Origin of the sequence: Pontibaca methylaminivorans, from assembly GCF_900156525.1 — a bacterium.
Classification (GTDB): Bacteria; Pseudomonadota; Alphaproteobacteria; order Rhodobacterales; family Rhodobacteraceae; genus Pontibaca; species Pontibaca methylaminivorans.
This window is the reverse complement of sequence record NZ_FTPS01000001.1, coordinates 1,743,148-1,767,112: the sequence shown is the minus strand read 5'-3', so window position 1 is coordinate 1,767,112 and position 23,965 is coordinate 1,743,148. Positions and strand designations below refer to the sequence as shown.

Below are 23,965 nucleotides of genomic sequence, written 5' to 3'. Positions count from 1 at the left end.
GGGATCAGCGCAGATCGGACGCGGCACGAAAAAGGGAGCACGGAGTCTCATGTTCGAAGCCATGGTGCTGGTCGGCGCGGCCCTGTCCCTGCTCGGGCTCGCGGGTCTGGTCTGGAGTATCCTGCGCGTCGCCCGGGCCCGCCGGGCGCGGCTTTCGGACGAGGATCTGCGCGCCGTGCTGAAATCGGCCCTGCCGATCAATCTCGGGGCGCTGTTCCTGTCGGTGCTCGGCCTCATGCTGGTGGTGATCGGCGTGATGCTCGGCTGAGCACCTGCCCTGAAGAACCGGCCTTTGCGACCAGTGCCGCCGTGATCGACGCACCCCCGTGACCGGCGCAACTGCAGCCGGCGCGCCGGCCGCAGTCATGTTTTCCGCGTCAGACGAAAACGGTTCAGACGGGCAAAGGGTTCAGACGGGCAAAGGGTTCAGACGGGCATGTTGTCGAACTGCGCCTCGATCGCCTCTTCGGCGAGGCTGTATTCGAGGTTGGACAGATGTGTCGGAACCCGGACGCCTTCGGCCCGCAGCCGGTCGATCACCCGGCTGAATTCGGGCTGCAGTCTGAGCCGTTCAAGGTAATCAGATCGGGAAATCCGGTTTTCCAGATGTTCGGCACGTTGCTTCAGCTCGCGAATCGGCATGACAATCCCCCTGATCGGTCGCAGCGAATATTTCCGTGAATTTCCCCTGCGTTGACTGCTGAGCGGCCTTACCGCCCTCACTGAGGACATATGTGTCCGCTCCTGTCAGTCAACCTCGACTTATAGCGCTAACATACCACGTGATGCCCGAAAAATCACGCGTTGAGAGCAGCAGTCGGCGGAAATTCACCGATGGATTGTTCGCGCCCCGAGGCCTGGTGCGCCGGACCCGGCAAAAACAGGCCGATTCAGCCTCTGGACAGGCCGGGTTTGCGAACGTAAGGCAAACGGCATGGACATTCGTCAGATCACCCCGCGCTATCATGTCGCACCCCAGATCACCCCCGATGACCTGCCCGGGATCGCCGCCGCCGGGTTCGGCACGGTGATCTGCAACCGCCCCGACAGCGAGGTTCCGCCCGAGATTCGGGCCGCCGACATACAGGCCGCGGCCGAAAAGGCGGGGCTCGCCTTCGAGCGGCTCGAACTCACGCGTGACACCATGACCCCGGACAACATCGCCCGGCAAAACCGGATCATCGAGGCGGCCCCCGGGCCGGTGCTTGCCTATTGCGCGACCGGCACGCGCTGCACGATGATCTGGGCGCTCGGACAGGCCGGGCATATGCCGGTGGACGAGATCCTCGCGACCGCGCTGCGCGGGGGATATGACCTGGGTTTTCTGCGCCCGGTCCTGGAGCAGCTCGCGCGGTAAGTCCACCGTCCTGCCGGCACAGCCGCCCTCAGCCCGCACTACGGTGCCCGGCCGTCACGGGCTCGTCAGCTTCGCCCTCCTCCTCGAGCCCGGCCAGCGCGGTGATCTCCGCCGGGTCGAGATCGGCATCCGGCAAATGCCCCGCCATTCCTGCCCCGCCTGCACCGCCCGCCATCGCCTGCCCCGTCGCTGCGGCCGCCATCGCTTCCGCCACCGGCCTGTCGCCCGTGCCCTGCGGCGCCCGCTCCAACAGGCGTTCGGCGAAGGGCTCGTTCTCGGCGCCGGCCGGTGCAAGGGTCTCGAGCCGCACGGCGCGCATCCCCCGCACCTGCCCAAGCCGCCCGGCCGCCCGCGCGTTGCCGTCGATCGCGCGCAATTCGACCTCGCGCAGCGTCTTGCCCCGCAGCGGCAGGAGATCGCCGGCCTTCATCGCCGCGAGATCGCAAAGCGGCAGGCGGATGCGCCCGACCGAGGCCAGAAGCTCGGCCCGCACCACGCCGAACATGGCCGCAAGGCCCGGCTCGGCCCCCTCTCCCCGGGTGGCGTCCGGTTCCGGTTCGGGCGCCGGCAGGACGAGCAGGACAGCCCCCTGCCGCGCCCCGCCCGCGAAATCCAGCGTGAGGTCGAACAGGCGATAAGGCCCCGATTCGAGCGCGACCAGCAGGCCATGACGATCATGGGCGCGGGCGCCGAAGCGGACCCCGTCAAACAGGGCGCGATCCTCGGCGCTTTCGCACAACGCGCTGACCTGCGCCAGCGCGGCGTCGATCAGCGGCGCGGCCAGCGCGGCATCGGTATCGGTAAAGGCGCGCGGCGCGGCCGGGGCCGGGGCGGCGGCGACACGCCCCATGGTCTGCCGCTGCACAAGCGCGGCCAGCGCCGGGCCGTCCATGAGCAGCGCCGCGGTCGCGCAACCCGGACCATCCATGAGAATCATCAGCCGCTCCGCCGGCAGCCGCGCCCCGAGATCCTCGTACCGGCAGGCCCCTGCCGTGATCCCGATCACCGACAGCGCAAGGTCGAGCGCATCATTCGCGGCACGGGCAAACCCCATTCGCAGGGCCCGCAGCACCGGGCGGGCGGGCGGATTCGCATTGTCCCCGTCCCCGGCAACCATGCGCCGCAATACCGACCCCGAACCATCCGTCTCTGTCATCGCGATCTTCATCTGTTCCCGCGCTTCTGCCGCAGGGACAAGGCTAATCACGGCCGGGTTACGAAACCGTTGATCCGGCCTCGTCAGCCAGCCCCGGCGCCAGTGGCAGGCTCACGCGGAAGGCGCCGCCGCCCTCGTCGGCCAGATAGGTGATATCGCCGCCCAGACGCTGCATGATCTCGCGGCAGATCGCGAGGCCAAGCCCCGCGCCGCCGGCCTTTTCGCCGCTGACGCGATAGAATTTCTCGAACACCATCGCCTGCGCCTCGGGGCCGAGCCCGCGTCCGTTGTCGATGAAATCGACCGCCAGATCCGGGCCGTTGCGCGACACCCGAATTCGCAGCTCCGGCGCCTCGGCGTTGCAGTATTTGAGCGCATTCGTCACCAGATTGATGAAAACCTGCGCCAGCCGGTCAAGATCGGTGTGCAGCGCAACATCCTCCGCCCCCGGATCGCGGCGCACGACAAGTTCGCGGTCGGCCCCGGCCAATGCGGATGACAGCGCCCGGTCCAGCACCTGCGCAAGGTTGCCGTCCTTGAGGTTCAGGCTCACCTTGCCGCTTTCCAGCACGTTCAGATCCAGCAGATCGTCAAGCAGCCTGGTCAGGCGAAGCGCCTCGTCGTGGATGATCGCCGCATAGCGGGTATTTTCCTCGGGGGTCAGGTCGTCGGTGTCGCGCAGGATCTCGGAAAAGGCCCGGATCGAGGTCATGGGCGTGCGCAATTCGTGGCTCACCTGGCCGAGGAAGGCATCCTTCTGTTCGGAAAGCCGGGTCAGCATGGCATTGGCCTGGCGCAACTGGCGCGCGGTGCGGCTCAGTTCGGCCGATTTTGCCTCGAGCTGGCTCGAATATTCGAGGATCTGGGCGCTTTCGTCGGCCACCGCCAGCAAGTCCTCGACCGAAACCGACGTGCCGCCGACGATCTGCCCGATCATCGCATGGGCCGCGGCGGCCCCCACGAGCCCCGCGAGATGGCGTTCGAGCCGTTCGAGGAAATCGGGCGTCGGCTCGGGCAACTGGCCGCGCACCCCCTGCGCCTCGGCCTCGCGCCGGAACAGGGCACGCGCATCTTCGGCCCCGAGAATACGCTGCGCCATCACCAGCAGATCCTCGCTCTGCGCGACGTAGCCGGTCCAGCCGCGCAGGCCGCTCGAATGTTCGAACACGTTGACGAATTGCGCGCCCTGCAGCCGTTCGAGCGGCGCCGGCACGGTCAACAGCGAAACTCCCACGAAGACCAGCGTATTGAGCGCCATGCTCCAGACCACCGCATGGGTCATGGGATCGAGCCCGGTGATCCCGAACAGCGCGTGAGGGCGCAGCCAGGCGATGCCGAATGGTCCCGCGGCCACGATCGATTCGGGCATGAAACCGACGAACTGCGGCAGGAACAGGGTATAAAGCCACAACAGCGACCCGACCAGCAGCCCCGCAAGCGCGCCGATGCGCGTCGCCCCCCGCCAGTAGAGCCCGCCGACGAGCGGCGGCACCATCTGCGCCACGCCGGCAAAGGAAACCAGCCCGATCGCCGCCAGTCCCGCGCCGCCCCCGGACAGGCGATAATAGGCATAGCCGAGCGCCAGCACCGCGATGATGGCCAGGCGGCGCGCGCGCAGCACGATATGGCGCAGATCGCCGCTCCCCGCCGCCGCCCCGCCGCGGCGGGACAGCCACAGCGGCATGACGATATGATTGGACAGCATCGTGGCCAGCGCCATGCTGGCCACGATCACCATCGAGGTGGCCGATGAAAACCCCCCGAGGAACGACAGCATGGCGAGGTTCTCCTGCCCCTGCGACAGCGGCAGGGTCAGCACGAAAAGATCGGGGTCCGTGCCCTCGGGCAGCAGGTCGAGCCCGATCGCCGCGATCGGCACCACGAACAGGCTCATCAGCAGCACGTAAAGCGGAAAGGCCCAGCCGGCGGTGCGCAGGTGGCGTTCGTTGTCGATCTCGACCACGAGCACCTGGAACATCCGCGGCAGGCAGACGAAGGCGGCGGCGGCAAGGAACATGATCGCGCTCCAGCGCCCGGGCTCGACGCTCCATTCGCCGAGCGGCGAGGCGTCGATGCGCGCCATGGTATCGCCCACGCCGCCCGCGATTCCCCAGACCACGAAGATGCCGACCGCAAGCAGCGCCACCAGCTTGACCACGGCTTCGAGCGCAACCGCCGTGATGATGCCGTGGTGGCGTTCATTGGCGTCAAGGTTGCGGGTTCCGAACAGGATCGCGAACAGGGCAAGCCCGATCGCGACCCAGATCCCGCTCGAGATTTCGGGCCAGTCGCTGGCGCTGTCGGCCTCGGCAAAGGTCGCGAAGGACAGGGTGATCGACTGCAGTTGCAGCGCGATATAGGGGGTGATGCCGATCACGGCGAGGATCGTGACCCCGACCGCCAGCGTGTTCGACTTGCCATAGCGCGACGACAGAAGGTCCGCGATCGAGGTCACCCGCTGGCTGCGGGCGACGCGCACGAGCTTGCGCAGGCCCCACCACCAGCCGATCATGACGATGGTCGGGCCAAGATAGATCGTCACATACTCAAGGCCCGAGCGCACCGCATAACCGACCGCGCCGTAAAAGGTCCAGGCGGTGCAGTAGATCGACAGCGACAGGGTATAGATCAGCGGCGTGCGCAGCCAGCGCCCCCGGCCCTGCGCGGCGACACGATCGGCCAGGAAGGCGACCAGGAAAAGCAGCGCGACATAGCCGAGGCAGACCCCGACCAGGAGGTTGAACGACGTCACGGTCCGTCCTCCCCGTCCTCGGGGGCGGTATCGCCGTCCTGTTCCCAGTGCCGGGCGCTGAACCCGACCCAGAAGCTCGCGAGCAGGAGCCCGACCCAGGCGGTGAACAGGTAGATGACGGCCGAGGACATGGCGACGGCCCCGTCCGTTCCGGCCCGTTCCCAGAGCAGCGGCAGGGCAAAGAGGACCGCGCCGAGCACCGACAGAAGCCGCGCCGCATCGCGCCCCCGGCGGCGGCGGTAGATCCGGCGCTCGTGGAACACGCTCTCCCGGCGGCGGCGGCGCCGCGCCTCGGGGCTCATGGCGCGCCCCGCGATCCGGCCACCGCGGGGTGTTCCCGCCGGAGCGTCCGGCCGCGGAAGCCTGTGGGTCCGGATCCTTGCCGCACGGGTTGAACCAGGCGGCCCGTACCGGCCATGCCGGGCCCGCGACCCCTGTGGCCGGGAACCTTGTGGCGGATCATCCGCAGCCCTCCTCCGCCATGCACATCATCCGCCCGGCACCTGGACTGCCGTCAAGACTAGCGCCCCCATCGCCACACTGTCAAAATCCATCGCAAACCATGCGCCTGTGCCGCCCCGGCCCTCTCCGCGGGCCGGAAACAGCGCGTAACGGCGCTTTCCACTGCGCCCGCCTTACCCTATAACCACGTTGAAATCTTCGCTTCCGCTGCCCGGGCGCAGCTCCGAACCCGCCGAGGACATTCATGACCAACCCCGACCACGACAACGATGTGAGCTTCATCCGCGCATTGGCGGAGCTTCTGCGCGAGAATGAACTCGCCGAACTGCAGGTGAAGCGCGATTATGGCGACGACAATACCCTGAATGTCCGCATCAGCCGCTTTTCACCCGCTCCGGCAGCACCGGCCGCGGCGCAGCCCGGGCTGCTGCCGGCGCCGTCGCTTCCCTTTCATGGCGCAACGCCCGTGGCGGATGCTCCGGCGCCCGCCGCCGCTTCCGAAGATCCGGCGGACCATCCGGGCGCCGTCACATCGCCCATGGTCGGCACGGTCTACATGCAGCCCGAACCCGGTGCCGCGCCCTTCGTGAGCGTGGGGGGCACCGTCGCCGAGGGCGACACGCTGCTGATCGTCGAGGCGATGAAGACCATGAACCACATCCCGGCACCGCGGGCGGGCACGGTGCGGCGGATCCTCGTCGAAGACGGGGCAGCGGTCGAATTCGGCACCCCGCTCGTCATCATCGAGTAGGACAGCCGCAGATGTTCGAAAAGATCCTGATCGCCAATCGCGGAGAAATCGCCCTCCGGGTGGTGCGGGCGTGCCGCGAGATGGGCATTGCCTCGGTCGCCGTCCACTCCACCGCCGATGCGGATGCGATGCATGTGCGCATGGCCGACGAATCGATCTGCATCGGCCCGCCCTCGGCCACTGCGAGCTATCTTTCGGTGCCGGCGATCATCGCCGCCTGCGAGATCAGCGGCGCCCAGGCGATCCACCCGGGGTACGGGTTCCTCTCGGAGAACGCGAATTTCGTCCAGATCGTCGAGGACCACGGGCTGACCTTCATCGGCCCCCGCGCCGAACATATCCGCGTCATGGGTGACAAGATCACCGCCAAGGAAACCATGCGCCGGCTCGGGGTGCCTTGTGTTCCGGGCAGCGAGGGCGGCGTCGCCTCGCTCGAAGACGCGCTGCAGGTCGCCGGCGAGATCGGCTATCCGGTGATCATCAAGGCCACCGCCGGCGGTGGCGGCAAGGGCATGAAGGTTGCGAACGATCCAGAAGAGATGGAGCGCGCCTTCCGCACCGCCCGGGCCGAGGCCAAGGCAAATTTCGGCAACGATGCCGTCTATCTCGAAAAATACCTCGCCACGCCGCGACATATCGAGGTGCAGATCTTCGGCGACGGCCGGGGCGGGGCGGTGCATCTTGGCGAGCGCGACTGCTCGCTGCAGCGCCGGCACCAGAAGGTGCTTGAGGAAGCGCCCGGCCCGGTCATCTCGGAACAGGAACGCGCACGGATCGGCCGGCTCTGCGCCAATGCGGTGGCCGAACTCGGCTATGCGGGGGCGGGCACGATCGAGTTTCTTTATGAAAACGGCGATTTCTATTTCATCGAGATGAACACGCGGCTGCAGGTCGAGCACCCGGTCACCGAGGCGATCTTCGGGGTTGACCTCGTGCGCGAGCAGATCCGCGTCGCCGCCGGACTGCCGATGTCGTTTCATCAGGGCGATCTGACCATCAACGGCCATTCGATCGAGGTCCGCATCAACGCCGAGCGGTTGCCGAACTTCACGCCGAGTCCGGGGCGGATCACGCAATACCACGCGCCGGGCGGGCTCGGGGTGCGGGTCGATTCGGCGCTTTACGACGGCTATGTGATCCCGCCCTATTACGACAGCCTGATCGGCAAGCTGATCGTGCACGGGCGCGACCGTTCGGAGGCGCTGGCGCGGCTGCACCGGGCGCTCGGGGAACTGATCGTGGATGGGGTGGACACCACCGTGCCGCTTTTTCACGCACTGCTCGCCGAACCCGACATCCACAGCGGGCAATACAACATCCACTGGCTGGAACAGTGGCTGGAAACCCATCTCGGCGAAGGCTGACGGCGGGGCAGGATGAAACTCACCCCGGATGTGCTGCTCTACGCCTATCGCGAGGGCGTATTTCCGATGGCGCGCGCCCGGGACAGCCAGCGGGTGTTCTGGGTCAACCCCATGGAGCGGGGGATCATCCCGCTTGACGGGTTCCACATCTCCCGCAGCCTCGCGCGGCGGATGCGGCGCGGCGGTTTCGAGGTCACGATCGACCAGGATTTCGCCGCCGTGGTCAATGCCTGCGCCGAACGCGAGGAGACCTGGATCAACGCCGAACTGCGGGCGCTTTACCTTGCGCTGTTTGCCGCGGGCCATGCCCATTCGGTGGAAATCCGCGAACAGGGCGAGCTGGCCGGTGGCGTGTTCGGGGTCTGCATCGGCGCCGCGTTTTGTGGCGAAAGCATGTTTTCACACCGCCGCGACGGATCAAAGCTGGCGCTGGCCTGGCTGGTGGACCGGCTCCGGCTCGGGGGGTTCACCCTGTTCGATACGCAGTTCACCACGTCCCATCTGGAAAGCCTGGGGGCGGTTGAAATCCCGCGCGACGAATATTTCCGCCGCCTCGACGAGGCCACGGCGCGGGAAGCGGATTTCCTCGGCCCGCCGATCGGCACCGCTCAGGAAATCATACAGCGCAACACCCAGACATCATAGCGGTTGTGGTCAAGCGCATTCAGCGCCGGCGACGATGCCACCATCCAGCCGTGGAACACGTCCTCGCCGCTCACCCGATCCTTGATGCCGAGCAGGGCAAAGGCGTCGCCGGTCGGGTTTTCGGCCGGATAGCGGCAATCCTCGGCGGTCACGCTCAGCCCGAAAACGTCAAGCGTTCCGCCCCAGGGAATCTCCACGTCGACGGTTTCGCCGTTCACCTTGTCGAGACCGCGAAGCAGCACGCCAAGGCCGGATTGCGCCCGCGTCTGCTGTGTGCTTTGCGCCAGCACCGCAGCCGGACCTGACAGCAGGACCAGAACGGCCAGCACGGCGCGGATCATCTGTCATCCCCGCCACTTGCCGAGACGAACTTGAGCAGCAGCGAAATCAGGCTGACCGAGCCTTGGGTATCGACGATTTCCCCGCCCGGCTCGAGGTAATCGAACGAGGCACCGGGAGAAAGCTCGACGAAATTCCCGCCAAGCAGCCCTTCGGAGGCGACCGCGGCGGCGCTGTCATCGGGAATGCGCACCGATTTGCGCAGCGACAGGGTCGCGTCCGCGCGGTACGTTTCAGGGTTCAGACGCATGTCGGTCACGCTGCCCACACGCACCCCGGCCAGGCGAACCTCGGTGCCGACGCTCACCCCGTCGAGCGAACGAAAGCTTGCATGCAGCGGATAGCTGTCGCTGCCGCGCGAGGCGAATCCGGTCTTCTGGCCGGCAAAAAGCACGAACCCGACGGCCGCGACCAGCACCAGCGCACCAACGAGAACCTCGGTCGGCTTATAGGACATGAAGCAGTCTCCGGCTTGCGGTCATTCCGGGGTCCAGGCTTCGTAATCGCGCCGTTCCACCGGCGCGACGCGGCGGATCGACCCGGCCGGCGCATAGGCCAGCATGGTGCCGCTCAGGTTCTCGAGATGCGGCTTTTCCCAGGTCTTCTGCGGCAGCGGCTTTTCACTGGGCGGCTCGTCCCAGGTGCGGTGCAGCCAGCCTTGCCAGCCCGGCCCGACCCGGGTCGCCTCGATCTCGCCGTTGAAGATCACCCAGCGCTTGCTGTCATCGGCGTTGCGGTAGAACACGTTGCCCTGTTCATCCTCGCCGACCTTGATCCCCTTGCGCCAGGTGAAAAGCTGGGTGTTGATCGTTTGCCGGTCCCACCAGCCAACCGTGCGCAGAAGAAGATTGCCGATGCCCATGTGAATCTCCGCCCGTTGAATCCTTAGCCGTCAATCCCCGGATTGCCCGTCCGATATGGCCGATCCCGGCGCCGGGGTCCAGCATATCCGCACATCTCCGGCGCCTTCCCGGCCCGCGCCGGCGGGCCGGCAATGGTCAGCCGGCCGAGATCGAGCCCTTGTGCTCTTCAGCATGGATCATCAGCGGCGCGGCGTCCGAGGTCACCGCCTCTTCGTTCACCACGACCTTGGTCACGCTGTCGAGCCCCGGAAGCTCGAACATCGTGTCGAGCAGGATGTCCTCGAGGATCGAGCGCAGACCCCGCGCCCCGGTCTTGCGGGCGATCGCCCGCCGCGCGATTGCCCGCAGCGCGTCATCGGTGAACTGCAGGTCGGTGTCCTCGAGCTCGAACAGGCGCTGATACTGCTTGACCAGCGCGTTCTTGGGCTGGGTCAGGATCGTGACCAGCGCATCCTCGTCAAGGTCGTCAAGCGTCGCCACCACCGGCAGACGGCCAACGAATTCGGGGATCAGGCCGAATTTCAGCAGGTCCTCGGGCTCCAGATCCTTGAAGACCTCGCCCACGTTGCGGTTGTCGTTCTCGCGCACATCGGCACCAAAGCCCATGGCGCTGCCCTTGCCGCGCTGCGAAATGATCTTGTCGAGCCCGGCAAAGGCGCCGCCGCAGATGAACAGGATGTTGGTCGTGTCCACCTGCAGGAATTCCTGCTGCGGATGCTTGCGCCCGCCCTGCGGCGGCACGCTCGCGACGGTGCCTTCCATCAGCTTCAGCAGCGCCTGCTGCACCCCCTCGCCCGAGACGTCGCGGGTGATGCTCGGGTTTTCGGACTTGCGGGTGATCTTGTCGACCTCGTCGATATAGACGATGCCGCGCTGGGCGCGTTCGACGTTGTATTCGCTGGCCTGCAGCAGCTTGAGGATGATGTTTTCCACATCCTCCCCGACATAGCCGGCCTCGGTCAGAGTGGTCGCATCGGCCATGGTGAAGGGCACGTCGAGGATCCGCGCCAGCGTCTGCGCGAGCAGCGTCTTGCCGCAGCCGGTCGGGCCGATCAGCAGGATGTTCGACTTGGCCAGTTCGATGTCGTTGCCCGGCTTCTGGGCGTGGTTCAGGCGCTTGTAATGGTTGTGCACCGCCACTGACAGCACACGCTTTGCCATGGTCTGGCCGATGACGTAATCGTCAAGAACGTTGCAGATGTCCTTGGGAGAGGGCACGCCGTCCGTGGCCTTGAGCCCGGTCGCCTTGGTCTCCTCCCGGATGATGTCCATGCAGAGTTCGACACATTCGTCACAGATGAAGACGGTCGGTCCGGCGATGAGCTTGCGCACCTCATGCTGGCTCTTGCCACAGAAACTGCAGTAAAGCGTATTCTTGCTGTCGCCACCTGAGTTCGTTGCCATGATCAACCTTTCGGGCTTCGTTATTCAAGCTCGCTCCGCCGTGCGGAACGTTTCGGCATCTTCGGCAGTCTAGGGCAGGCACTGGGGCAGAACAATTGCAAACTCGTCCCCGCCCTGCGGGCGCTGCCCCCTGCCGGCCGGGCGCCGCCGGTCATCCGTCGCTTGTGGATTCGTCGTGCTTGCCACGGCTCTCGACCACCTCGTCGATATGGCCCCATGCCTTTGCCTCTTCGGGCGACATGAAATTGTCGCGGTCGAGCGCCTTTTCAACCGCCTCCTTGGTCTGGCCGGTGTGCTTCACGTAGATGTCATACAGCCGGTCCTTCAGCTTCTGGGTCTCGGTCGCATGAATCATGATGTCGCTGGCCTGCCCCTGGAAGCCGCCCGAGGGCTGGTGGACCATGATGCGGCTGTTCGGCAGGGCAAAGCGCATCCCCGCCGCGCCACCGGCCAGCAGCAGCGACCCCATGGAGGCCGCCTGCCCGAGGCAGAGCGTGCTGACCTTGGGCTTGATGTACTGCATGGTGTCGTAGATCGACAGCCCCGCCGTCACGACACCGCCCGGAGAGTTGATGTAAAGGCTGATTTCCTTGCTCGGGTTCTCGGCCTCGAGATGCAGGAGCTGCGCCACGATCAGGTGGCACATGCCGTCATGAATCGGCCCGTTGACGAAAACGATCCGCTCCTTCAGCAGCCGCGAAAAGATGTCATAGGCGCGCTCGCCCCGGCTGGTCTGTTCGACCACCATGGGGACGAGCGTGTTCATGTAGGTGTCAATCGGATCGAACATGGAGCCTGCCTGTGGTTTGGAGCCGCGGGGACGATACCCCGCGATAAGTTGCCAGAGTCTTATTAGCGCCGCATCGGCGCTGCAAGGGGCGTCGGGATGCGCGGCGGATCACAGGCCCGGCTCTTTTCCCGTCGCCCCGGCCTCGGGGTCGAGAACCGCCCAGTCGGTCACATCCCCCCCGACATCGGGCGGCGGCAGGGACTCGCGGCGCTCGTTCAGGTGGATATGCAGCTTGGCGATGAAATGCGCCGAAAGCGGCGGCGCGATCAGCAGGAACATGATGATCAGGATTTCATGCAGCGAAAACCGCCCCTGGAACACCCAGGCATGGAGCATCGAACCAAGCAGCACCCCCCCGACCCCGAGCGTCGTGGCGAGGGTGGGCGTGTGCAGCCGCGACATCGGATCGCGGAACTTGATCAGGCCGAAAGAGCCCGCAAAGCCGAAGATTCCCCCGATGACGAGCAGGAACGCGATCACGATTTCGAATATCAGGGACATGGCAGGCTCACTCGATGATATTGCCGCGCAGGACGTAGCGGGCATAGGCCACGGTCGAGACGAATCCGAGCATGGCAAAGATCAGCGCCGATTCGAAATAGATCGCCGACCCGACCAGCATGCCATACAGCAGAAGCAGCGCGATCACGTTGATCACCATGGTGTCGAGCGCGAGAATCCGGTCGCTGAGGCCCGGCGCCGTCAGCACCCGGAACAGCGTGATGAGAAGCGCCGCGCCGAAGCAGAGCAGGTTGAACCAGATCGCAAGGGTGAGGATCATTCGAAAATCTCCTTCAGCCGGCGTTCGTAACGCTGCTTGATCTCGTCGCGCACGCTTTCGGGGTCGGGCGCATCGAGGAAATGCACCAGTATGGCGCTGTGATCGCGGGTCAGGTCGGCGGACACCGTCCCCGGCGTCATGGTGATGGTGTTCGCGAGCACGGCAATCGCGGTCGTGTCGGTCAGGTCGACCGGAACGCTCACCCAGCCGGGGCTGCGGGAATGGTCGGGCCGCAGCAATATGAGCCGCGCCACGGCGATATTGGCCATCACGATGTCCCAGAGCACGACGACGACATATTCCGCAACCCGAAGCGGATGGCGCAGGCGCGGCGCGTCGGGCCAGTAGGTGCTGGTCAGCCAGGGCAGCACGGTCCCGAGGATCAGCCCGAACAGCAGCGAATTCAGCGAGAACCGGTTGACCAGCAGCAGCCAGACCAGCGTCAGCAGCACCGTCAGCACCGGATGGGGAAAGATCGCGCGCAGCATTCTCATTTCGTGCCCTCCCCCAGAACCGCCCCGATGTAATCCCCGGGCGCATGGAGCTGCGCCGCCGTGGCCTCGGCGTAATCCTGCATCGGCCCGGCGAAAAGCGTGAGCAGGATCACGAGGCCGAACAGCCCCCAGACGGCACCGAAGGCCATGGCGGACGAGGCCCGGGGCGCGGGCCCTGCGGCCGCAGCCTCGAGCGGCGCAGGAAGATCGGCCTCGTCCGGCGGCTCGGTGCGGATGCCCGGATCATGCCCTTTCCAGAACACGAGACTGCCCGCGCGGGTAAAGCCGACGATCCCGATCAGCGAAGTGGACAGGATCACCGCCCAGATCAGCCCCGCCCATTCCACATGCCGCGCGGCATCGAGCACCAGCATCTTGCCGAGGAACCCCGAAAACGGCGGCATCCCGACCAGGGTGATGGCGCCGCCGAAGAACAGGGCCGCGATCAGCCCGCCCTGCGGCATGGGCGCGCTGACCCCGATCGCGTCGCCCCGCCGCATGGCGGCAAGATCGACGATCAGGAACATGAGCCCGGTCGCAAAGGTGGAATGCGCGATGTAATAAAGCGCCGCCGCGCTCGACTGCTGGGTAAAGAGCGAGACCGCGATGAGCAGCGTCCCCATCGAGGCGATCACCGCGAAGGACGCAAGCCGGCTCAACAGCCGCGTGCCCAGCAGCCCGATCATGCCGATCGCCAGCGTCAGCAGCGCTCCGGGAAGCAGCCAGCCCTGCACATCCACGGTCGCGATCTGGTCGGGTCCGAACACCAGCGTGAACATGCGCAGGATGCAATAGGCACCGACCTTGGTCATGATGGCGAACAGCGCCCCGACCGGGCCCGGCGCGTTGCCGTAACTGGCCGGCAGCCAGAAATGCAGCGGCAGCAGCGCCGCCTTGACCGCGAATACCGCGAGCAGCAGGATCGCGCCGACCCGCAGCAGCGCCGCCTCCGACAGCGGCACCTGCGACACGCGCGCGGCCATGTCCGCCATGTTGAGCGTCCCCGTCACCGCATAGAGCGTGCCGAGCGCGACCAGGAACAGGGCCGAGGCAAGCAGGTTGTAGATCACATATTGAACCCCGGCCCGCAGCCGCACTGCACCCCCGCCGTGAACCATGAGCCCGTAGGACGCGATCAGCAACACTTCGAAGAACACGAACAGGTTGAACGCATCTCCCGTGAGGAACGCCCCCATGATCCCCATCAGCTGGAAGTGGAACAGGGCATGGAAATTGCGCCCGCGCCGGTCCCAGGCCGTGCCGATCGAATAGATCACCACCACCAGCGACAGGAGCGCGGTCAGCATCACCATGAGCGCCGACAACCGGTCGAGCACCAGCACGATCCCGAAGGGGGCGGGCCAGGCGCTGAGTTCGTAAACCGTGATCGTGCCGTCCATGGCCTGCGCCAGGAGCACTCCGGCGATGCCGACCAGCGCCACGGTTCCGGCGGTGGAGAACACGCGCTGCAGCATCACCTCGCCGCGCAGCACCAGCAGGATGAAGGCGGCGATCATCGCCGGCAGGATGATCGGCAGGATGATCCAGTGCGACATCAGGCGTCCTCCCCGGACTCGCCGGTCATGTCCACGCGGTCGGTGCGCGCCGCGAGATAGGCGCTGACCGCCAGCATCACGATCAGCGCCGTCATGCCGAATGAAATCACGATCGCCGTCAGCACCAGTGCCTGCGGCAGCGGATCGGTATAGCCGGCGGCCGCCGCATCAAGGATCGGCGGCCTGTTCAGCACAAGGCGCCCGGTCGCGAACAGGAACACGTTCACCGCATAGGACAGCAGCGTCATGCCGACGATCACCGGAAAGCTGCGCTGGCGCAGCACGAGATACACCCCGGCGGCGGTAAAGACGCCGACTGCGGTGGCAAGCATGAATTCCATCTCAGTCCCCTCCCCCGCCGGCCCGGGCGGCCGGTTCCGTTGCCGGCGCGGCGGCGATCTGCGTCCGCGTCCCCGGCAGATGCGGCTGCCATGCGAAACAGGCGAGGCTTTCGAGCGCCAGCAGCACCGCCCCGAGCACCGTCAGGAACACGCCGAGATCGAACAGCGCCGCCGTGGCCAGCTCGATGCCCTCGAACCCCGGCGGATGCAGCTCGGTAAACGCGCTGGTGAGGAAGGGCATGTCGTTGAACCATGCGCCGATGCCGGTCAGCGCCGCGATCATCACCCCGGCCCCGATCAGCACGTGATAGGGCATCCGCTGGCGCGTCGCGACCCAGCCGAACCCGCTTGCCATGTACTGGATCACGATGGCGCTGGCGCCGAGCAGCCCGGCGACGAATCCGCCCCCCGGCTGATTGTGCCCGCGCAGGAAGATATAGACCGCCACCATCAGCACGAGCGGCAGCAGGATCCGCGTGATCGCGACCATGATCAGCGGATACCGGTCTCCCGCCAGCGGGCGCGACGGCTGCCGCGCCAGAAGCCGCTCGCGCGCCGGCGACTGAAGGATCGTTTCGGTAATGGCAAAGATGATCACCGCCGCGATCCCCAGAACGGTGATTTCGCCAAATGTGTCGAAGCCGCGGAAATCCACCAGCGTCACGTTCACCACATTGGTGCCTCCGCCCCCGCTCGCGGAATGGGCCAGGTGATAGCCCGAGATCGACGGCTCCACGAAATCGCGGGTCAGGATCGCGTAGATCAGCCCCGCCATGCCGAGCCCCGCGCCGAGCGAGAGCACGATGTCGCGGCTGCGCCGGGCCGGCGTGCTTTCGCGCGGGGTTTCGGGCGGCATGAAGTTCAGCGCAAGCAGCAGCAGCACGACCGAGACCACCTCGACCGAGATCTGCGTCAGCGCAAGGTCGGGCGCCGAGAAATAGTTGAAGGTCAGCGCCACCATCAGCCCCGACACGCCCATCATCACCAGCATGAGCAGCCGGTTGCGGTGAAAGACCGCCACCCCGACCGCCGAGCCCATGAGTGCGATCCAGCCGATCACGGTGATGAAGGTCGGCGCGAGGCTCGCGCGCGTCTGCGGACCGACGCCGCCGGTGTTCCAGGCCCAGACGCCGATCAGAAGGGTGAACCCGATCAGGATGGCGTTGTAGCGGCTCAGCGCCCCGTCGTCGAAACGCTGCGTGATCCAGCGGCAGAGGCGCTGGAAAGCAGCCATGCAGCGGTCGTAGATCTGCTTCGCCTCGGGGCGGCGCAGGCCGAGCCAGACCTCGTTCGCCTGCGCATAGAACAGCAGCAGGGCCACGCCACCCGCAATGGCAATGATCGACAGCAGCAGCGCCGGGCTGACCCCGTGCCAGAGCGACAGCGAATAGGCCGGCAGCACGGTCTGCGTCACCGCCCCGGCAGCGACCGCCACCAGATCGCCCGCGACCGCCGCCGGAAACAGCCCGATCGCCACCACGAACGCCACCAGCACCGCCGGCGGGAGCCACAGGCCGAAAGAGGGATCGCGCGGCCATGCCGGATAGTCGTGGCGCCGGCGGCCGAGGAACACATGCGCGACATAGCGCAGCGAATAGGCCACCGAGAACACCGTGCCGGCGGTGACGATCGCGGCAAGCAGCCAGGGCCCGGCGATCCAGTTGGTCTGCGTCACCTCCTCCAGCATCATCTCCTTGCTGATGAACCCGTTGAAGGGCGGAATCCCGGCCATCGACAGCCCCGCGATCGCGACCAGGGTGAATGTCACCGGCATCAGCCCCGCCAGCCCGCCAAGGCGGCGGATGTCGCGGGTATGGGCGGCGTGGTCGATGATTCCGGCGGTCATGAACAGCGCCGCCTTGAAGGTCGCGTGGTTGATGATGTGGAACACCGCCGCCACCGCCGCGAGCGGGCTGCCGAAACCCAGCAGCATGGTAATCAGGCCAAGGTGGCTCACGGTGGAAAAGGCGAGCAGGCTTTTCAGATCGTCCTTGAACAGCGCGATCACCGCCCCGACGACCATGGTGACAAGCCCCGTGGTCGCGACGATATAGAACCAGGCATCGGTCCCCGCCATCACCGGCCAGAGCCGCGCCATCAGGAACAGCCCGGCCTTCACCATGGTGGCGCTGTGCAGATAGGCCGAAACCGGCGTCGGCGCGGCCATGGCATGGGGCAGCCAGAAATGGAACGGGAACTGCGCCGATTTGGTGAAACAGCCGAGCAGGATCAGGATCAGCGCCGGCAGGTAGAGCGGGCTGCCCTGGATCGCCTCGCGCTGGGTCAGGATCACGGACAGGTCGTAGCTCCCGGCGATATCGCCGAGGATCAGGAGCCCCCCGAGCATGGCCAGCCCGCCCCCGGCCGTCACCGCAAGCGACATGCGCGCGCCCTGCCGCCCCTCGGGCAGATGGCGCCAGTAGCCGATCAGCAGGAAGGACGACAGCGAGGTGAGCTCCCAGAACACCAGCAGCAGCAGCACGTTGTCGGACAGGACGATGCCCGTCATCGCCCCCTGGAAGAGCAGCAGATAGACATAGAACCGCCCCATCGGGTCGCGCTCGGACAGGTAGAAGCGCGCATAGATGATGATCAGGAGCCCGATGCCGAGGATCAGCCCCGCGAACAGCAGGCCGAGCCCGTCAAGGCGGAAATTCGCGTTGAGCCCGAGGCCCGGCATCCAGTCGATCCGTGTGGTGATGACATGGCCCGCCATCACCTCGGGCAGATGACCGATCAGCCCGGCCAGCGCGGCAAGTGTCACGGCCCCCGCCGCCATGGCCGCCGCGTTGCGGCCGGCGCGGATCATGAGCGCGGGAAACACCGCCCCGAGAAACGGCAGCACGGCAATCAGGAAAACGGACAACGGGGCATCTCCTCGTCTTCGGCGGCGCCTGGCTGGCTTCTTGGGTAAGGGATTTCGCCCGATAGTCCAGACCGGAGCCGACCGCTGACGCAGATTTTATGCCACGAAACAGCGCAACCGATGCAGGGGCGCAACGCCCCGCGCCCGTTGGCGAATCGGCGGCCGTCAGCCCTCTTGCGGCATGATTTCGCCCAGCGCGGCCTCGATCCGCGCCGCGGCCGCCTCGACCCCGGGTGCGTCGAGCGAAAGGGCCTCGACCTCCGCACAGGCCGCTCCGGCCCCCTTGCGGGAGCGGCGATAGGCAAGGTCGTAATGCTGCTCGATCAGCGCCCGCGTCAGCGCAAGGCGCTCGCCCGCGTCGATCAGGGAAAACCAGCCATCGACCACCGCATGTCCCCGGTGCGGGCGCAGCCAGCCAAGCAGATCCTTGAGGCGGGCCGCGTCCGACAGCACATCGTCGTAAGCCTCGTTCAGGAACCGCGCGCGGGCCTCGACGGGCGCGCTCACGCGGATGCGCGGCGCGACCCGCATGGCCGCCCAGAGCGCGGGCGGCAGGTTGCGCTCGCCGATCTTGTTCGATTCCGCCTCGACCAGCACCGGACGCGCGGGGTCGAGCCGCGCAAGCCGGGCCGCAAGCGCGGTCTCGAATCCCTTCTGGGTCGGTTGCCCGCCGGGGCGGGCGCCAAGCAGCGACCCGCGATGATTGGCAAGCCCCTCGAGATCGACCACCTGCACACCCCGTGCCGCGAGCCGATGCAGAAGGGCCGTCTTGGCCGTGCCGGTGTCCCCGTCGAGCAGGACCAGCCGGTGCGGCAGCGGCCGGTCGTAAAGCGCGGCCTTCACCAGCCGGCGCCAGCTGCGGTAGCCGCCGGTGATCGTGTCCGAGCGCCAGCCGATCTCGCGCAGCATCCAGGCGAGCGTGCCCGAACGCTGCCCGCCGCGCCAGCAATAGACCAGCGGGCGCCAGCCGCCGTCGCGCTGCAGGAGGCTGTTCTCCACATGATCCGCCGCGTTGCGAAAGACGAGCGCGGCGCCGATCTTGCGCGCCTCGAACGGATTCTGGCGATAAAGGGTGCCGACACGGGCGCGCTCGGCATCATTGAGCACCGGCAGGTTGATGGCACCGGGAATGTGGTCTTCGGCATATTCGCCCGGGCTGCGCACGTCGATCAGGCTGTCGAAGCCATGATCCAGCAGCATCGCGGGCGAGGAATATTCAAGCGGCATGGCGTTTCCCTATTGCGGCGCGGTGGTCATGTCCACCGTCCGCTTCCATCGCCAGCTTGACCCCGCCGGGGGCCCGGGGCATCAGGGTTCCATGCGGATCTACAAGATATTGCGGCCGGAGGAATGGGACCGGCTTCGCACCGAGGGCGAGAGCGCCGGCGCGCCGATCGACCAGGCGGACGGATTCGTGCATTTCTCGACCGCCGCGCAGGTCGCGGAAACCGCCGCGAAGCATTTCGCCGGCACTGACGGGCTCGTGCTGCTCGCGGTCGCGGCCGAGACGCTCGGTCCGGCCCTGCGCTGGGAAAAATCCCGCAATGACGCGCTGTTTCCACATCTCTACGGCCCGTTGCGCCTGCGTGACGTGCTCCGGGCGCGGCCGCTGCCGCTGGTCGGCGGGGCGCATCAGTTCCCGGATGACCTGACATGAGCGGCGTCGAACAGGCCGGGCTTGCGCTCCTGCACCGGCTCGACCCCGAACGCGCGCACGATCTGGCCTTCCGGTTGCTGCGCGCGGGGCTCGTGCCGCTGCCGGGGCCGGTCACCTCGGCGCGGCTGCGCACCCGCCTCGCCGGGCTCGACCTGCCCAACCCGGTCGGGCTCGCCGCCGGGTTCGACAAGAACGCCCGCGCGCTCGCGCCGCTGTCGCGCGCCGGTTTCGGTTTCATCGAGGCGGGTGCCGTGACCCCGCTGCCGCAGGACGGCAACCCGCGCCCCCGGCTGTTCCGCCTGAGCGAAGACCGCGCCATCATCAATCGTTTTGGTTTCAACAACGACGGGATGCAGACGATCGGTGCGCGGCTGGCGCGCCGCCCGCGCGAGGCCGTGATCGGGCTCAACCTCGGGGCCAACAAGGACAGCGCCGACCGGATGGACGATTTCGCGCAGGTGCTGCGCCACTGCGGGGAGTCGCTCGATTTCGCGACCGTCAACGTTTCCTCGCCCAATACCGAGCGCCTGCGCGACCTGCAGGGCAAGGAGGCGCTCGCGCATCTGCTCAATGGCGTGTTCGAGGCCCGCGACGGGCTGTCCCATCCATTGCCGGTCTTCCTGAAGATCGCGCCAGATCTTGACGACTCCGACCTCACCGACATTGCCGGCGTTGCGATCGAAAGCGGGATCGACGGCATCATCGCCACCAACACGACACTGTCGCGCAAGGGCCTGCAAAGCGGTCACCGGGACGAATCCGGCGGCCTGTCCGGCGCGCCGCTGTTCCGGCGCTCGACCCGGATTCTGGCCCGGCTTTCGCAACTGACCGAAGGGCGCCTGCCGCTGATCGGTGTCGGCGGGATTTCATCGCCCGAGGATGCCTATACCAAGATCTGCGCCGGCGCCTCGGCGGTGCAGCTTTACAGCGCCCTGATCTACAGGGGGCTGTCGCTGGCGGCCGATATTGCCCGCGGGCTCGACCACCTGCTGGAGCGGGATGGTTTCGCAAATGTCGCCGAAGCCGTCGCCAGCCGGCGGGAGGACTGGGCATGACCCCGGGTGACGCCATCGAATTCTGGCACAACCCGCGCTGTTCCAAATCGCGCGCGGCGCTTGCGCTGCTAGAGGAACGCGGCGCTCCGGTCCGCCTGCGCCGCTACCTCGAGGACGGCCCGACCCGCGCCGAGATCGAGGCGGCGCTTGTCGCGCTTGGCAATGCGCCCGCGCTGTCGCTGATCCGCCGGGGCGAGGCGCTGTTTGCCGAACTCGGCCTCGACGGGGCGGATGAGGCGCATCTTGTCGAGGCGATGGCCACCCACCCGCGCCTGATCGAGCGCCCGCTTGCCCTGCGCGGGGGGCGCGCGGTGATCGGCCGCCCGCCCGAGCGCGTGCTCGACCTGTTATAGCGCGCCCAGCGCCGCCTGCCGCTCGAGCGCGGGATAACGCACCGCCAGCGTGAGCGCGCGCAGCAGATAGGACAGCAACAGCGCGATCCAGAGCCCGTGATTGCCGAAGGCGGGCATCAGCAGCGCGACCAAAAGCGCATAACCCGCCACCGAAAGCGCGGCCATGTTGCGCATGTCGCCGGTGCGCGTCGCGCCGATAAAGACCCCGTCCAGCATCCAGGCCCCGAGCCCCGCAAGCGGGACGAGCAGCATCCAGGGCAGGTAAAGGCGCGCCTCGGCCTGCACCGCTTCCGCCTTCGCCATCAGATCGACCAGCATTCCGCCGAACAGTCCGAATCCGAGCGACAACCCCATGACGCCGACCAGCGCCCAGATGCTGCTGACGCGGATCGCCCGGCGCAGCCGCGCAACGCTCGCCGCGCCGACCGCCTGTCCGACCAGCGCCTCGGCCGCGAAGGCAAATCCGTCAAGCACGAAGGCCGTCACCTCGACGAACTGAAGCAGGATCTGATTGGCGGCAAGCGTCACGTCGCCAAAGCCCGACGCGAGGAACAGGAACGACACCATCACTCCCATGAGCAGCAGCGACCGCAGCAGGATATCGGTATTCACCACCGCCATGCGGCGCAGGCGGGCACCGTCGAAGACGCGCGGCCAGTCGCGCCACGCCGGGTTGGCAAAGGCATCGCGACAAAGCCAGAGCGCGAGCGCGAATCCCGACCACTCGGACAGCGCCGTGGCGACGGCGACCCCCTGCACGCCCCAGCCGAGCCCGAGCACGAACCACAGGTCAAGCACGATGTTGAGCCCGTTCATCCAGAGCTGCAGCAGCAGCACCGCCCGCGTGCGCTCGAGCGCGATGAGCCATCCGGTGACGCCGAACATCGCGATCGCCGCCGGCGCCGACCAGACCCGGATCGCCATGTAGCTGCGCGCCAGCGCCTCGACCTCGGCGCTGGCCGGCGAGAGCAGGAACGCGCCCCGGAACAGCGGCCATTGCAGGGCGATGATGCCGCACCCCCCGACGAACCCGACCAGCATCGCGCGCACCAGCAGCGCGGTCACTTCGCCCTCGCGCGCCGCCCCCCGTGCCTGCCCGGTCAGCCCGGTCGTGCCCATGCGCAGGAAGCCGAACACCCAGTAGATGGCCGTGAGGATCACCGCGCCGATGCCGACCGCACCGATCGGCGCGGCCAGCCCGAGTTGCCCCACGACGCCGGTATCGACGAGCCCCAGTATGGGAACCGTGGCATTCGCCAGCACGATCGGAATCGCGATCGACAGCACGCGCCGGTGGGTGATGGGGCGTGCAGGCTCAGCCATCTCCCGCCCGGGGCGCCGGCGCAGGCTGTTTGCCGTCGGCTCCGCCCGGCATGTCCGGCACATCCGCCTTCGGCATCCGGAAATGCCCGGCCGCCTGGGCAAAGGGGCGGTCGCGCTGATCCTGCCAGGCCTCGACCCGCACGGTGGAAAAGCGCCGGCCCATGCGGCAGATGACGGCCCGGGCAAAGGCATCGCGCGGCAGGCCCGGGCGCAGATAGTTCACGCTGAAGTCAATGGTGCGCGGCAGCCGCGGAAGCCGTCCCGCCGCGACCTCCCCGGGGTCGATATCGCGGGCGTCAATGGCCGGCAGCAGCAACCGCCAGCCGAGCGCCAGAATGGCGGTCACCTCGAGAAAGGCCGCCGTCACGCCGCCGTGGATCGCCGGCACCATGGGATTGCCGATCAGCTTGTCGTCAAAGGCAAGCCGCGCGGTCAGTTCGTCGCCCCGCCGCTCGAAGCCGATGCCGAGAAACCGCGCATAGGGCACCCCGGCCACCACCGCCGCCAGAATGTCGTCGCGGCGCCGTTCAAGCAGACTGGCGGGCTCGGCACGAAGGCCGGCACCCGACGAAGGGGCCCTGGGCGCCATCATCCCTCCCCCACGGTGAATGCCCCGGTCGCCGTCGCGACCGGCGGATCGGCGGAGTCATCCTCGGCCGTGGCGCGCACGAAGGCAACCGAACGGGTCATGTGATGGCAGACGGCACGGGCGATGATGGTCTGGCCGGGCCGGGCCGGGCGCATGTAGTCGATGCGCAGGTCGATGGTCGCCGTCGCCCCGCGTGCACCGGGATGGGTCAGCACCGCTGCCCCGCAGCAGGTATCCATGAGCGCCGAGACCGCACCGCCGCTGATCACCCCGGTTTCGGGATCGCCGATCAGCTTCGGATCATAGGGCATGGCGATCGCCGCCCGCCCCTCGCCGACCTCGACGACCTGCATGCCAAGCTCGCGCGCATGGGGGATCACCTCCACGAACTGCTGTGCCGCCCTCTTCCTTTCCATCGGCTCCGCCCTTCCGCATCGCATATCCCGCTCGCGATGTTTATGGGGCGGCCGGCCGAAAGGGCAACCCGTTGCCGGGATCCTTGACGGTTGACGTAACGGCCGAACAGGGCAAACTAGGCGATGACGTAACGTCCCCCGCCAAAGCCCGTCCCGGGGCGCCCGCAAGCGGTTGCAATCGCGCCGGCACAGAACAGATTACCTCATGACGAGGACATGACCACACCATGACTGACGAGCTGATGACGATCCGGGCCATGTGCGACGCATTCGATGTCACCCCACGAACGCTCAGGTTCTATGAATCGAAAGAGCTTCTCGCGCCGATCCGCGACGGGCAGAAACGCCTTTTCACCAAACGGGATCGCGCCCGGCTCAAGCTGATCCTGCGCGGCAAACGGTTCGGCTTCAGCCTCGAGGAGATTCGCCAGCTGCTCGACCTCTACGACGTGGGCGACCATCAGTTCACCCAGCTTTCGCAGACCTATCGGCTGGCGCGCGAACGTCTCGCCGATCTGGAACGTCAGCGCGTCGAACTGGACGAGGTGATCACCGATCTGCGGACGCAGCTCGAATGGGGCGAACGGGCGCTGGCCTCGGCGACCGGCGCCTCCCCCGGCGGAGGAAATGACGGCGGCAGTTGACGGCCAC

At 67.2% G+C, this 23,965-nt stretch carries 28 protein-coding genes; 9 read left to right on the top strand and 19 right to left on the bottom strand.

Features of this window, described 5'->3' with window-relative positions; genetic code table 11:
* The first annotated feature begins 49 nt into the window (after positions 1-49).
* Positions 50-268, top strand: a complete 219-nt coding sequence (locus B0B01_RS08625) for a hypothetical protein (RefSeq protein ID WP_076649491.1) — start codon at positions 50-52, stop codon at positions 266-268.
* Between the two features lie 158 nt (positions 269-426).
* Here B0B01_RS08625 and B0B01_RS08620 read toward each other — a convergent pair whose 3' ends face one another.
* Complete coding sequence (locus tag B0B01_RS08620; RefSeq protein WP_076649490.1) at positions 427-642, bottom strand: hypothetical protein; 216 nt, start codon at positions 640-642, stop codon at positions 427-429.
* Between the two features lie 292 nt (positions 643-934).
* Here B0B01_RS08620 and B0B01_RS08615 point away from each other — a divergent pair, with 292 nt between their 5' ends.
* Positions 935-1,357 (top strand): protein tyrosine phosphatase family protein, encoded by a 423-nt coding sequence (locus tag B0B01_RS08615; protein ID WP_076649489.1) that lies wholly within the window; start codon positions 935-937, stop codon positions 1,355-1,357.
* Positions 1,358-1,385: 28 nt separating this feature from the next.
* Here the strand turns inward: B0B01_RS08615 and B0B01_RS08610 are convergent, their stop codons facing one another.
* From B0B01_RS08610 to B0B01_RS08600, 3 genes are read right to left on the bottom strand one after another with little or no spacing between them, the layout of a single operon-like run.
* Positions 1,386-2,513 carry a FliM/FliN family flagellar motor C-terminal domain-containing protein gene (locus B0B01_RS08610; RefSeq protein WP_159438966.1) on the bottom strand — a complete coding sequence of 376 codons (1,128 nt, stop codon included), beginning with the start codon at positions 2,511-2,513 and terminating at the stop codon, positions 1,386-1,388.
* A gap of 58 nt (positions 2,514-2,571) precedes the next feature.
* The gene (locus B0B01_RS08605) at positions 2,572-5,265 is read right to left on the bottom strand and encodes a sensor histidine kinase (RefSeq protein ID WP_076649487.1); all 2,694 of its coding nucleotides are present in this window, start codon (positions 5,263-5,265) and stop codon (positions 2,572-2,574) included.
* Positions 5,262-5,567: a hypothetical protein gene (locus tag B0B01_RS08600; protein ID WP_076649486.1), complete on the bottom strand. Its 306-nt coding sequence runs from the start codon at positions 5,565-5,567 to the stop codon at positions 5,262-5,264. Before B0B01_RS08600 ends, B0B01_RS08605 begins: the two co-directional genes overlap by 4 nt.
* 404 nt (positions 5,568-5,971) lie before the next feature.
* Here B0B01_RS08600 and accB point away from each other — a divergent pair, with 404 nt between their 5' ends.
* The 3 genes from accB to aat are packed head-to-tail and all read left to right on the top strand — an operon-like array spanning position 5,972 to position 8,487.
* Positions 5,972-6,478 (top strand): acetyl-CoA carboxylase biotin carboxyl carrier protein, encoded by a 507-nt coding sequence (accB, locus tag B0B01_RS08595; RefSeq protein WP_076649485.1) that lies wholly within the window; start codon positions 5,972-5,974, stop codon positions 6,476-6,478.
* Between the two features lie 11 nt (positions 6,479-6,489).
* Positions 6,490-7,842, top strand: a complete 1,353-nt coding sequence (gene accC / locus B0B01_RS08590; RefSeq protein ID WP_076649484.1) for an acetyl-CoA carboxylase biotin carboxylase subunit — start codon at positions 6,490-6,492, stop codon at positions 7,840-7,842.
* A 12-nt stretch (positions 7,843-7,854) separates the two neighbouring features.
* A complete protein-coding gene (aat, locus tag B0B01_RS08585) occupies positions 7,855-8,487 on the top strand; it encodes a leucyl/phenylalanyl-tRNA--protein transferase (RefSeq protein WP_076649483.1) in 633 nt (210 codons plus the stop codon).
* Here the strand turns inward: aat and B0B01_RS08580 are convergent.
* From B0B01_RS08580 to mnmH, 12 genes are all read right to left on the bottom strand, one after another.
* The gene (locus B0B01_RS08580; RefSeq protein WP_076649482.1) at positions 8,451-8,828 is read right to left on the bottom strand and encodes a DUF2155 domain-containing protein; all 378 of its coding nucleotides are present in this window, start codon (positions 8,826-8,828) and stop codon (positions 8,451-8,453) included. The two genes, aat and B0B01_RS08580, sit on opposite strands and share 37 nt — an antisense overlap.
* Positions 8,825-9,283 carry an outer membrane lipid asymmetry maintenance protein MlaD gene (gene mlaD / locus B0B01_RS08575; protein WP_076649481.1) on the bottom strand — a complete coding sequence of 153 codons (459 nt, stop codon included), beginning with the start codon at positions 9,281-9,283 and terminating at the stop codon, positions 8,825-8,827. The genes B0B01_RS08580 and mlaD overlap by 4 nt, the downstream gene beginning before the upstream one ends.
* Positions 9,284-9,304: 21 nt before the next feature.
* Positions 9,305-9,688: an NADH:ubiquinone oxidoreductase subunit NDUFA12 gene (locus B0B01_RS08570; RefSeq protein ID WP_076649480.1), complete on the bottom strand. Its 384-nt coding sequence runs from the start codon at positions 9,686-9,688 to the stop codon at positions 9,305-9,307.
* A gap of 136 nt (positions 9,689-9,824) precedes the next feature.
* Positions 9,825-11,093: an ATP-dependent Clp protease ATP-binding subunit ClpX gene (gene clpX, locus B0B01_RS08565; protein ID WP_076649479.1), complete on the bottom strand. Its 1,269-nt coding sequence runs from the start codon at positions 11,091-11,093 to the stop codon at positions 9,825-9,827.
* Positions 11,094-11,244: 151 nt separating this feature from the next.
* Positions 11,245-11,883 (bottom strand): ATP-dependent Clp protease proteolytic subunit, encoded by a 639-nt coding sequence (locus tag B0B01_RS08560; protein ID WP_076649478.1) that lies wholly within the window; start codon positions 11,881-11,883, stop codon positions 11,245-11,247.
* A 108-nt stretch (positions 11,884-11,991) separates the two neighbouring features.
* Positions 11,992-12,384, bottom strand: coding sequence for a Na+/H+ antiporter subunit G (locus B0B01_RS08555; protein ID WP_076649477.1), 393 nt, complete (start codon positions 12,382-12,384; stop codon positions 11,992-11,994).
* 7 nt (positions 12,385-12,391) lie between these two features.
* Positions 12,392-12,661 (bottom strand): K+/H+ antiporter subunit F, encoded by a 270-nt coding sequence (locus B0B01_RS08550; protein ID WP_076650132.1) that lies wholly within the window; start codon positions 12,659-12,661, stop codon positions 12,392-12,394.
* A complete protein-coding gene (locus B0B01_RS08545; protein ID WP_076649476.1) occupies positions 12,661-13,158 on the bottom strand; it encodes a Na+/H+ antiporter subunit E in 498 nt (165 codons plus the stop codon). The genes B0B01_RS08550 and B0B01_RS08545 overlap by 1 nt, the downstream gene beginning before the upstream one ends.
* Complete coding sequence (locus B0B01_RS08540) at positions 13,155-14,714, bottom strand: monovalent cation/H+ antiporter subunit D (protein WP_076649475.1); 1,560 nt, start codon at positions 14,712-14,714, stop codon at positions 13,155-13,157. The genes B0B01_RS08545 and B0B01_RS08540 overlap by 4 nt, the downstream gene beginning before the upstream one ends.
* The gene (locus B0B01_RS08535) at positions 14,714-15,055 is read right to left on the bottom strand and encodes a Na+/H+ antiporter subunit C (protein WP_076649474.1); all 342 of its coding nucleotides are present in this window, start codon (positions 15,053-15,055) and stop codon (positions 14,714-14,716) included. Before B0B01_RS08535 ends, B0B01_RS08540 begins: the two co-directional genes overlap by 1 nt.
* A gap of 1 nt (position 15,056) precedes the next feature.
* Positions 15,057-17,921: a monovalent cation/H+ antiporter subunit A gene (locus tag B0B01_RS08530; protein WP_076649473.1), complete on the bottom strand. Its 2,865-nt coding sequence runs from the start codon at positions 17,919-17,921 to the stop codon at positions 15,057-15,059.
* 165 nt (positions 17,922-18,086) lie between these two features.
* The gene (mnmH, locus tag B0B01_RS08525; RefSeq protein ID WP_076649472.1) at positions 18,087-19,148 is read right to left on the bottom strand and encodes a tRNA 2-selenouridine(34) synthase MnmH; all 1,062 of its coding nucleotides are present in this window, start codon (positions 19,146-19,148) and stop codon (positions 18,087-18,089) included.
* On the opposite strand from mnmH, the gene B0B01_RS08520 reads away from it, so the two are divergent.
* From B0B01_RS08520 to arsC, 3 genes are read left to right on the top strand one after another with little or no spacing between them, the layout of a single operon-like run.
* On the top strand, positions 19,147-19,578 hold the full coding sequence (locus B0B01_RS08520) for a DUF952 domain-containing protein (protein WP_327082985.1): 432 nt from the start codon (positions 19,147-19,149) through the stop codon (positions 19,576-19,578). The genes mnmH and B0B01_RS08520 overlap by 2 nt on opposite strands.
* Positions 19,575-20,633: a quinone-dependent dihydroorotate dehydrogenase gene (locus tag B0B01_RS08515; RefSeq protein ID WP_076649471.1), complete on the top strand. Its 1,059-nt coding sequence runs from the start codon at positions 19,575-19,577 to the stop codon at positions 20,631-20,633. Before B0B01_RS08520 ends, B0B01_RS08515 begins: the two co-directional genes overlap by 4 nt.
* The gene (arsC, locus tag B0B01_RS08510) at positions 20,630-20,986 is read left to right on the top strand and encodes an arsenate reductase (glutaredoxin) (RefSeq protein WP_076649470.1); all 357 of its coding nucleotides are present in this window, start codon (positions 20,630-20,632) and stop codon (positions 20,984-20,986) included. Before B0B01_RS08515 ends, arsC begins: the two co-directional genes overlap by 4 nt.
* Here arsC and B0B01_RS08505 read toward each other — a convergent pair.
* Genes B0B01_RS08505 through B0B01_RS08495 form a run of 3 tightly spaced genes read right to left on the bottom strand, consistent with a single transcriptional unit; the run spans position 20,981 to position 23,314 of the window.
* The gene (locus B0B01_RS08505) at positions 20,981-22,309 is read right to left on the bottom strand and encodes an MATE family efflux transporter (RefSeq protein WP_076649469.1); all 1,329 of its coding nucleotides are present in this window, start codon (positions 22,307-22,309) and stop codon (positions 20,981-20,983) included. The two genes, arsC and B0B01_RS08505, sit on opposite strands and share 6 nt — an antisense overlap.
* Entirely contained in the window at positions 22,302-22,898 is a 597-nt protein-coding gene (locus B0B01_RS08500) for a PaaI family thioesterase (RefSeq protein ID WP_076649468.1), read from the bottom strand. Before B0B01_RS08500 ends, B0B01_RS08505 begins: the two co-directional genes overlap by 8 nt.
* Positions 22,898-23,314 (bottom strand): PaaI family thioesterase, encoded by a 417-nt coding sequence (locus tag B0B01_RS08495; protein ID WP_076649467.1) that lies wholly within the window; start codon positions 23,312-23,314, stop codon positions 22,898-22,900. The genes B0B01_RS08500 and B0B01_RS08495 overlap by 1 nt, the downstream gene beginning before the upstream one ends.
* 227 nt (positions 23,315-23,541) lie before the next feature.
* Here B0B01_RS08495 and B0B01_RS08490 point away from each other — a divergent pair, with 227 nt between their 5' ends.
* Positions 23,542-23,958 carry a MerR family transcriptional regulator gene (locus B0B01_RS08490; RefSeq protein WP_076649466.1) on the top strand — a complete coding sequence of 139 codons (417 nt, stop codon included), beginning with the start codon at positions 23,542-23,544 and terminating at the stop codon, positions 23,956-23,958.
* Positions 23,959-23,965: the final 7 nt, after the last annotated feature.

Excerpts from the sequence above, each read along its gene's own strand:
- arsC (WP_076649470.1), top strand. The coding sequence starts at position 20,630 with ATGACCCCGGGTGACGCCATCGAATTCTGGCACAACCCGCGCTGTTCC.
- B0B01_RS08625 (WP_076649491.1), top strand. The coding sequence starts at position 50 with ATGTTCGAAGCCATGGTGCTGGTCGGCGCGGCCCTGTCCCTGCTCGGG.
- B0B01_RS08535 (WP_076649474.1), bottom strand. The coding sequence starts at position 15,055 with ATGGAATTCATGCTTGCCACCGCAGTCGGCGTCTTTACCGCCGCCGGG.
- B0B01_RS08500 (WP_076649468.1), bottom strand. The coding sequence starts at position 22,898 with ATGGCGCCCAGGGCCCCTTCGTCGGGTGCCGGCCTTCGTGCCGAGCCC.
- B0B01_RS08615 (WP_076649489.1), top strand. The coding sequence starts at position 935 with ATGGACATTCGTCAGATCACCCCGCGCTATCATGTCGCACCCCAGATC.
- mnmH (WP_076649472.1), bottom strand. The coding sequence starts at position 19,148 with ATGCCGCTTGAATATTCCTCGCCCGCGATGCTGCTGGATCATGGCTTC.
- B0B01_RS08580 (WP_076649482.1), bottom strand. The coding sequence starts at position 8,828 with ATGATCCGCGCCGTGCTGGCCGTTCTGGTCCTGCTGTCAGGTCCGGCT.
- B0B01_RS08520 (WP_327082985.1), top strand. The coding sequence starts at position 19,147 with ATGGCGTTTCCCTATTGCGGCGCGGTGGTCATGTCCACCGTCCGCTTC.
- aat (WP_076649483.1), top strand. The coding sequence starts at position 7,855 with ATGAAACTCACCCCGGATGTGCTGCTCTACGCCTATCGCGAGGGCGTA.
- B0B01_RS08545 (WP_076649476.1), bottom strand. The coding sequence starts at position 13,158 with ATGAGAATGCTGCGCGCGATCTTTCCCCATCCGGTGCTGACGGTGCTG.
- B0B01_RS08610 (WP_159438966.1), bottom strand. The coding sequence starts at position 2,513 with ATGACAGAGACGGATGGTTCGGGGTCGGTATTGCGGCGCATGGTTGCC.
- B0B01_RS08515 (WP_076649471.1), top strand. The coding sequence starts at position 19,575 with ATGAGCGGCGTCGAACAGGCCGGGCTTGCGCTCCTGCACCGGCTCGAC.
- B0B01_RS08495 (WP_076649467.1), bottom strand. The coding sequence starts at position 23,314 with ATGGAAAGGAAGAGGGCGGCACAGCAGTTCGTGGAGGTGATCCCCCAT.
- mlaD (WP_076649481.1), bottom strand. The coding sequence starts at position 9,283 with ATGTCCTATAAGCCGACCGAGGTTCTCGTTGGTGCGCTGGTGCTGGTC.
- B0B01_RS08560 (WP_076649478.1), bottom strand. The coding sequence starts at position 11,883 with ATGTTCGATCCGATTGACACCTACATGAACACGCTCGTCCCCATGGTG.
- B0B01_RS08490 (WP_076649466.1), top strand. The coding sequence starts at position 23,542 with ATGACTGACGAGCTGATGACGATCCGGGCCATGTGCGACGCATTCGAT.
- clpX (WP_076649479.1), bottom strand. The coding sequence starts at position 11,093 with ATGGCAACGAACTCAGGTGGCGACAGCAAGAATACGCTTTACTGCAGT.
- accC (WP_076649484.1), top strand. The coding sequence starts at position 6,490 with ATGTTCGAAAAGATCCTGATCGCCAATCGCGGAGAAATCGCCCTCCGG.
- B0B01_RS08505 (WP_076649469.1), bottom strand. The coding sequence starts at position 22,309 with ATGGCTGAGCCTGCACGCCCCATCACCCACCGGCGCGTGCTGTCGATC.
- B0B01_RS08620 (WP_076649490.1), bottom strand. The coding sequence starts at position 642 with ATGCCGATTCGCGAGCTGAAGCAACGTGCCGAACATCTGGAAAACCGG.
- B0B01_RS08570 (WP_076649480.1), bottom strand. The coding sequence starts at position 9,688 with ATGGGCATCGGCAATCTTCTTCTGCGCACGGTTGGCTGGTGGGACCGG.
- B0B01_RS08540 (WP_076649475.1), bottom strand. The coding sequence starts at position 14,714 with ATGTCGCACTGGATCATCCTGCCGATCATCCTGCCGGCGATGATCGCC.
- accB (WP_076649485.1), top strand. The coding sequence starts at position 5,972 with ATGACCAACCCCGACCACGACAACGATGTGAGCTTCATCCGCGCATTG.
- B0B01_RS08555 (WP_076649477.1), bottom strand. The coding sequence starts at position 12,384 with ATGTCCCTGATATTCGAAATCGTGATCGCGTTCCTGCTCGTCATCGGG.
- B0B01_RS08600 (WP_076649486.1), bottom strand. The coding sequence starts at position 5,567 with ATGAGCCCCGAGGCGCGGCGCCGCCGCCGCCGGGAGAGCGTGTTCCAC.